This window comes from Isoptericola sp. NPDC019482 (assembly GCF_040632295.1).
GTDB lineage: Bacteria > Actinomycetota > Actinomycetes > Actinomycetales > Cellulomonadaceae > Isoptericola.
Window position 1 is genome coordinate 21,154 of the sequence record NZ_JBEYBQ010000045.1, and the last position, 6,179, is coordinate 27,332.

Annotated in this window: 7 protein-coding genes; 6 read left to right on the plus strand and 1 reads right to left on the minus strand. The window is 75.1% G+C overall.

Annotated features, from left to right (window positions below; genetic code table 11):
* Positions 1-20: 20 nt before the first annotated feature.
* Complete coding sequence (radA, locus tag ABZ493_RS19830; RefSeq protein WP_430583850.1) at positions 21-1,451, minus strand: DNA repair protein RadA; 1,431 nt, start codon at positions 1,449-1,451, stop codon at positions 21-23.
* Between the two features lie 74 nt (positions 1,452-1,525).
* On the opposite strand from radA, the gene ABZ493_RS19835 reads away from it, so the two are divergent.
* From ABZ493_RS19835 to ABZ493_RS19860, 6 genes are all read left to right on the plus strand, one after another.
* Entirely contained in the window at positions 1,526-2,218 is a 693-nt protein-coding gene (locus ABZ493_RS19835) for a DUF2087 domain-containing protein (RefSeq protein ID WP_430583851.1), read from the plus strand.
* 179 nt (positions 2,219-2,397) lie between these two features.
* Positions 2,398-3,024 (plus strand): hypothetical protein, encoded by a 627-nt coding sequence (locus ABZ493_RS19840; RefSeq protein WP_430583852.1) that lies wholly within the window; start codon positions 2,398-2,400, stop codon positions 3,022-3,024.
* Between the two features lie 35 nt (positions 3,025-3,059).
* Positions 3,060-3,923 carry a pyrroline-5-carboxylate reductase gene (gene proC / locus ABZ493_RS19845; RefSeq protein ID WP_430583853.1) on the plus strand — a complete coding sequence of 288 codons (864 nt, stop codon included), beginning with the start codon at positions 3,060-3,062 and terminating at the stop codon, positions 3,921-3,923.
* Between the two features lie 24 nt (positions 3,924-3,947).
* Positions 3,948-4,616 (plus strand): TetR family transcriptional regulator, encoded by a 669-nt coding sequence (locus tag ABZ493_RS19850; RefSeq protein WP_430583854.1) that lies wholly within the window; start codon positions 3,948-3,950, stop codon positions 4,614-4,616.
* Entirely contained in the window at positions 4,606-5,373 is a 768-nt protein-coding gene (locus ABZ493_RS19855; protein WP_430583855.1) for an ABC transporter ATP-binding protein, read from the plus strand. Before ABZ493_RS19850 ends, ABZ493_RS19855 begins: the two co-directional genes overlap by 11 nt.
* Positions 5,370-6,092, plus strand: coding sequence for an ABC transporter permease (locus ABZ493_RS19860; RefSeq protein WP_430583856.1), 723 nt, complete (start codon positions 5,370-5,372; stop codon positions 6,090-6,092). Before ABZ493_RS19855 ends, ABZ493_RS19860 begins: the two co-directional genes overlap by 4 nt.
* The last annotated feature ends 87 nt before the right edge of the window (positions 6,093-6,179 follow it).

A 6,179-nucleotide genomic window follows, 5' to 3' on the forward strand; every position in this document is an offset into this window, starting at 1 on the left:
GAATCCTACGACGTCAGGGGTCACTCGCCCCGGCGATCCGCCGATCGGACGCCGACCCCGGCGAGCTCGACCGCCTCGGCGAGGTGGCGGGCCTCCAGGATCTGCATCCCCGGCGGTGCCTTGACCGACGCACCGGCGGGCACGACGGCCCGCACGAAGCCGAGGCGCGCGGCCTCGCCGACCCGGCGGTCGAGGCCGGTGACCGGCCGGATGTCGCCCGCGAGGCCGACCTCGCCGACCGCGACGGTGCCGGTGGGCAGCGGCTCGCCGGTGCGGGCGGAGACGATCGCGAGGGCCGTGGCGAGGTCGGCGGCGGGCTCGGTGACGCGGGCGCCGCCGATGGTGGAGACGTAGACGTCCTGGTCGGCCAGGCGCAGGCCCGCGTGCCGGTGCAGGACGGCGAGGATCATCGCCAGCCGCGACGACTCGACGCCGCTCGTCGTGCGCCTCGGGTTGGCGAGCGGCGACGGGGCGACGAGCGACTGCAGCTCCAGGGCGAGCGGGCGGCGGCCCTCGAGCGTCACGGTGACGCACGTGCCCGGCACGCCGGCGCCGAGGTGGGAGAGGAACAGCCCGCTGGGGTCGCTGAGGCCGATGATGCCCCGCTCGGAGAGCTCGAAGCAGCCCACCTCGTCGGTGGGGCCGTACCGGTTCTTCACGGCGCGGACCATGCGCAGCCGCGAGTGCCGGTCGCCCTCGAACTGGCACACGACGTCGACCAGGTGCTCCAGCGTGCGGGGCCCGGCGACGGTGCCGTCCTTGGTGACGTGCCCGACCAGCAGCACGGGCACCTGGCGCGACTTGGCGACGGCGATGAGCGACGCCGCGACCTCGCGCACCTGGCTCACACCGCCGGGGGCGCCGTCCACCTCGGCGGACGCGATGGTCTGCACGGAGTCGACGACGAGCAGGTCGGGCTCGTTGGCCTCGATGTGACCCAGCACGGTGCCGAGGTCGGTCTCGGCGGCGAGCAGCAGCGTGGGCGCGAGCGCGCCGACCCGTTCGGCGCGCAGGCGTACCTGCCCCGCGGACTCCTCGCCCGTCACGTACAGGACGGTCCGGGCGTCGCGACCGTCGGCGCCGCGTGCGTAGGTGGCCGCGACGTCGAGCAGCAGGGTCGACTTGCCGACGCCGGGCTCGCCCGCGAGCAGCACGACGGCGCCCGGCACGAGTCCGCCGCCGAGCACGCGGTCCAGCTCCGGCACCTGGGTGGGCGCCGCCTGCGCGGCGGCGACGTCGATCTCCGAGATCGGCCGTGCCGGCGCGCGGCCGGGGCTCGTCGCGACCGTGCGCGGCCCGGCCGACGCCGGCCCCTCGTCCGTGACCGTGCCCCACTCCTGGCACTCGCCGCACCGGCCCACCCACTTGGGGGTGGTCCACCCGCACTCGGTGCAGCGGTAGCCGGGGCGCGACTGCTTGGCGCGGGTGCGGGACGAGGTCGTGGTGCTCACGTCGTCAGACGCTAGGGGGCGGCACCGACAGCGGCCTCTCGGTGGTCGGTGGCGCGCCGCGCGATGATGGCGGCATGCCTTCCGCGCCCGCGGACGTGAACCGCTTCCTGCACGACGGCCGCCTGGTGACGATGCCCCGGCGCCGGGAGCACCGGCGGACGGTGGCGCGCTGGCTGGCGCACGTCGCACTACCGGCGCTGCTCGACACGGTGGGGGAGCGGGAGCTCACGGACCGGTTGGCGGCGCTCGCCGACGACCCCGTCGGCGTGCGGCGGGCCCTGGTGGACCTCGGTGTCGTGCACCGCACCCGTGACGGTGCGGAGTACTGGCGCACGGAGGTCACCGAGTTCGACGACGTCGGGTCGGCCGGCGACGCCGGGCACGTCACGCTGCATCTCGACGGCGCCCGGGTCGACTCGATCGCCACGTTCTACGACGAGCTGAACCGCGTGTTCATGGCGGGCGAGGACTGGCGGCTCGGCCCGAGCCTCGACGCGCTGGACGACCTGCTGCACGGCGGCTTCGGCGCAGCGCACGGCGCGGACCGGGTGACCGTCGTCTGGCACGGCTTCGCCCGTTCCCGCGACGCCTTGGGCTTCGCTGCCACGCGCGAGCACTACCGGGCGAAGCTCGCGGACCCGCACTTCGACGCCGCGCTGTTCCGCCGTCGGCTCGACGACCTCGAGGCCGGGCGCGGCAAGACCTACGCCGAGCTCGTCCTGGAGGTCTTCGCCGACCACCCCGACGTGCAGCTCCTGCTGCGCTGAGCAGGGCCGGCGGACGAACTTCACTTCGGCACCCCGTTGATCTGTTCGGCCGGTGGCCGTACCGAACAGATCAATGGGTTGCCGAACAGAACGGCAATCGCGTGCGAGGGTCCCGCCCGCACCGACCGACACGCCCTAGGCTGCGTCGTGCATCGCCGCCGACCCCGCAGGAGGACATCGTGAGCCAGGCACGCACGGGCGGGAACGGCCGCCCGTCGCCGGAGGTGTTCCGGCGCCGGCGCATCGTGGTGGCGTCGGCCGCGGGCGCGCTGGTGCTGGTGATCGTGCTGCTGACGGCGTTCGTGTGGCCCGGGTTCGCGAAGAGCGAGCCGGAGCCGCAGGCCACGGTGACCGCGCCGGTGCCGACGCCGACGATCTCGCCCAGCGGGCGCCCCAAGGACCAGACGGCGTTCGTCAAGGCGCAGCCGGACTCGGTCCTGGCGCTGGCGCTGCGCGAGGTCACGGAGGACCCGTCCTGGGAGGACGACGCGGACGCCGTCGAGTCCTGGCAGCTCGTCTACGCGGACGGCGACGGCGAGGGCGCGACGACGGTCCAGGTGCACGCCGGGCAGTGGGAGGACGACGACGCCGCGACCGGCGCGTACGAGGCCCTGGTCACGGCGGCGGGCGAGCCGACCGGCGAGGGCGAGGTCTCCGTCGACGGCAAGGCGACCGGCGCCTACGTGGTGACGCCGGGCTCCACCGAGGGCACCGCCGTCGTGACCTGGCGCAACGGCAGCGCGGTGCTGCAGGCCATCGGCCCGGCGGACGTCGTCGAGGACTTCTACTCCGCCTATCCGTTGTAGTCCGTCGCCGTCCGCGGGCACGTACCGTGGTGCCCGTGAGCGAGCAGACTGACGAGCAGGCCGGCACCCCCGAGAACACCCAGGTGGGCGGCGTGAGGATGGCGTTCCTCGGGACGGGGAACATGGGCGAGGCGGTGCTGGCCGGCGCGCTGTCCGCGGGGGTCGCGCCGCAGGACGTGGTGGCCACCTCCCGGCGGGCCGAGCGGGGTGCGCACCTCACCGAGCGGTTCGGGGTCCGCGCGACGACGGACAACGTCGCCGCGGTCGAGGGCGCGCACGTCGTCGTCATCGGGGTGAAGCCCAAGGACGTGGGCGCGATGCTCGACCGTGTCGCCGACGCGCTCGAGCCCGGCGCCGTCGTGGTGAGCGTCGCGGCGGGCCTGCCGCTGTCGTTCTTCGAGCAGCGCCTGCCCGCGGGCACGCCCGTCGTGCGGGCCATGCCGAACACCCCCGCGCTGGTGGGCGCGGGCGTCACCGCCGTCGTCGGCGGCACGGCGGCCCGCGAGGACGACGTCGCGCTGGTGGAGCAGGTGCTCGCCGGCTCGGGCCACGTCTTCCGCGTGACGGAGAAGGACATCGACGCGTTCGGCGCGCTGGCCGGCTCGGGCCCGGCGTACGTGTTCTACGTGGTCGACGCGATGGCGGAGGCGGGCGTGCTGCTCGGCCTCACGCGGGACGTCGCGCGCCGGCTCGCCGTCGAGACCGTGCTCGGCTCGGCGAAGCTGCTCGACGAGACGGGCGAGCACCCCGTGCTGCTGCGCGAGAAGGTCTCCTCGCCCGGCGGCACCACCGTCGCCGCCCTGCGGAAGCTGGACGACGGCGGCGTGCGCGCCGCGTTCCTCGACGCGCTCGAGGCGGCGCGCGACCGGTCCCGCGAGCTCGCGGCCGAGCACGCCTGAGCCGGGCTGACGGGCGGGGCGGTCGTGGCCGGCGGTCGGGCGGACGACGAGGCGGGCTCGCGCCGAGGGCGGCGGCCCGCGGGGCAGGACACCCGCGACGTCGTGCTGGCCGGCGCTCGGGAGGAGTTCCGCGAGCGAGGGTACGAGGCGGCGTCGGTCCGGTCCGTCGCACGACGTGCCGGCGTCGACCCCGGCACGGTGCGGCACTGGTTCGGGGACAAGACGCAGCTCTTCGCCGCCTCCCTCGGCCTCGCGGAGATCGACCCGGCGGCGATCGTGCGCGCCGCGGCGGAGGGTCCGGTCGAGAGCCTGGGGGAGCGGCTCGTGCGCGCCGTCGTCGACGTCTGGGACACGGACTACGGCGAGACGGTGCGGGTGGTGATCCCGGCGGTGATGTCCGATCCCGGGTTGCGCGCACTCCTGCCGCAGTTTCTCGGCGCGGAGCTCCTGGGGCCGATCGTCGCGCGCCTCGGCGTCGCCGACGCGCGGCTGCGGGCGTCGCTCGTCGCCTCGCAGATGGCGGGGGTGCTCATGACGCGGTTCCTCGTGCCCCTCGAACCACTGGCGTCCCTCCCGCCGGCCGGCCTCGCGGCGCTCGTCGGCCCGACCGTGCAGCGCTACCTCACGGGGGACCTGCCCGCGGGCATTGCGCCGGGCGCGGGCGAGGAGCACAATTCCCCACATGGGGAATAACGGCGCCGCGGTGCGGGTCCGGGGGCTGCGCGTGGAGCGCGGTGGCCGGGCGATCATCGACGGCCTGGACGTGGCGGTGCCCGCCGGCCAGGTGGTGGGCCTGCTCGGCCCGTCCGGCTCGGGCAAGACGACGCTGCTGCGCGCCGTCGTCGGCGTCCAGGCGCGCGTCACCGGTGAGGTGACCGTGCTCGGCGAGGCGGCCGGCTCGCCCGGCCTGCGGCGCCGCGTGGGCTACGTGACCCAGGCGGCGTCGGTGTACACCGACCTCACCGTGGTGCAGAACCTGCGCTACTTCGCCCGGCTGGCCGGCCTCCCGCGCGCCGGGGCGGAGGCCGCCGTGCGACGCGCCGTCGCCGCCGTCGACCTGGGCGGGCACGAGAAGCAGCGCGTGGGGACGCTGTCCGGCGGCGAGCTCTCCCGGGTCTCCCTGGCGGCCGCGCTGGTCGCCGACCCCGAGCTCCTCGTGCTCGACGAGCCCACCGTCGGCCTCGACCCCGTGCTGCGCCGCGACCTGTGGGCGATGTTCCGCCGCCTCGCGGGGGAGGGCCGCGCCCCGCTGGTCTCCAGCCACGTCATGGACGAGGCCACCCAGTGCGACCGGCTCCTGCTGCTGCGCGACGGCGCCCTCGTCGCCGACACCACGCCGGCCGAGCTGCTCGCCACGACCGGCGCGCCGGACGCCGAGCGGGCCTTCCTCGCCCTCATCGACCAGAAGGCCGCGACGACCGGCTCGACGTCCGAGGAAGGCTCCCGATGACGCTCACCGCCACGACCGCGGGCCGGGTGCTGGCCCAGCTGCGCTTCGACCGCCGCACCGTCGCGCTCATCCTCGTGCTGCCGTGCCTGCTGCTCGGCCTCATCGCGTGGATGTTCGACGGCACGCCGGTGCTCGACCAGTTCGGGCCGATGCTCGTCGGGCTGTTCCCCCTGATCGTCATGTTCCTGGTGACCAGCGTCGCGACCCTGCGCGAGCGGCAGTCCGGCACCCTCGAGCGACTCATGACGACGCCGCTGCGCAAGGGCGACTTCGTGGCGGGCTACGCGCTCGCGTTCGCCGCCCTCGCGCTGCTGCAGTCGCTGGTGGTCGTGGGCTTCGCGCTCGCCGTCGGGATGGACGTGCTCGGCCCGCTGTGGCTGGTGCTGGTCGTGGGGATGCTCGACGCCGTCCTCGGCTGCTGCCTCGGCCTCGCCGCCTCGGCTCTCGCGCGCACGGAGTTCCAGGCGGTGCAGATGATGGCCGCGGTGATCTTCCCGCAGCTCATCACCTGCGGGCTGCTCATGCCGCGCGACCAGATGCCCGAGGTGCTCGAGTGGCTCTCGCGCGTCTTCCCCCTCACCTACGCCGTCGAGGCCATGCAGACCCTCGCCGCGGGCGGCGAGTGGACGGACGTGCAGGGGGCCGTCGGCGCCATCGCGCTGTTCATCGTGGGTGCCGTCGTCCTCGGCGTCGCCACCCTGCGCCGCCGCACCGCCTGACAGTGAGGATGATGTAGTCGAGCCCCGCAGCGGGTCGTTCCTGACCCTCCGCCTGACTGACTTCGGGTCTTGAACCGGATCTGTCGG

Coding starts and splice junctions, on each gene's coding strand:
- ABZ493_RS19835 (WP_430583851.1), top strand. CDS start 1,526: ATGCCTTCCGCGCCCGCGGACGTGAACCGCTTCCTGCACGACGGCCGC.
- ABZ493_RS19855 (WP_430583855.1), top strand. CDS start 4,606: ATGGGGAATAACGGCGCCGCGGTGCGGGTCCGGGGGCTGCGCGTGGAG.
- ABZ493_RS19860 (WP_430583856.1), top strand. CDS start 5,370: ATGACGCTCACCGCCACGACCGCGGGCCGGGTGCTGGCCCAGCTGCGC.